Origin of the sequence: Oceanobacillus saliphilus (genome assembly GCF_023522835.1) — a bacterium.
Classification (GTDB): domain Bacteria; phylum Bacillota; class Bacilli; order Bacillales; family Amphibacillaceae; genus Oceanobacillus; species Oceanobacillus saliphilus.
This window is the reverse complement of record NZ_JALCZU010000042.1, coordinates 1-432: the sequence shown is the minus strand read 5'-3', so window position 1 is coordinate 432 and position 432 is coordinate 1. Positions and strand designations below refer to the sequence as shown.

The window sequence follows — 432 nt, the reverse complement described above, 5'->3', positions numbered from 1 at the left end:
AAAAAGAGATTTCGGTTTCTTTTTTCACTGCTTGTTGCTTCTTCTTTTAAGATAGTTATCTGGTTGATCCTGCCAGTAGTCATATGCTTGTCTCAAAGATTAAGCCATGCATGTCTAAGTACGCACGGCCGGTACAGTGAAACTGCGAATGGCTCATTAAATCAGTTATGGTTCCTTTGGTCGCTCGCTCCTCTCCTACTTGGATAACTGTGGTAATTCTAGAGCTAATACATGCCAACGAGCGCTGACCTCCGGGGATGCGTGCATTTATCAGACCCAAAACCCATGCGGGGTGCCCCTCGGGACGCCCCGGCCGCTTTGGTGACTCTAGATAACCTCGGGCCGATCGCACGCCCCCCGTGGCGGCGACGACCCATTCGAACGTCTGCCCTATCAACTTTCGATGGTAGTCGCCGTGCCTACCATGGTGAC

General features: G+C 51.4%; 1 protein-coding gene. It reads left to right on the top strand.

Going from position 1 to position 432, the window contains the following annotated elements; genetic code table 11:
- Window positions 1-207, top strand: a 207-nt coding sequence (locus MN204_RS21790) for a hypothetical protein (RefSeq protein WP_249872894.1), incomplete at its 5' end; no start/stop codon positions are given.
- Window positions 208-432 lie beyond the last annotated feature (225 nt).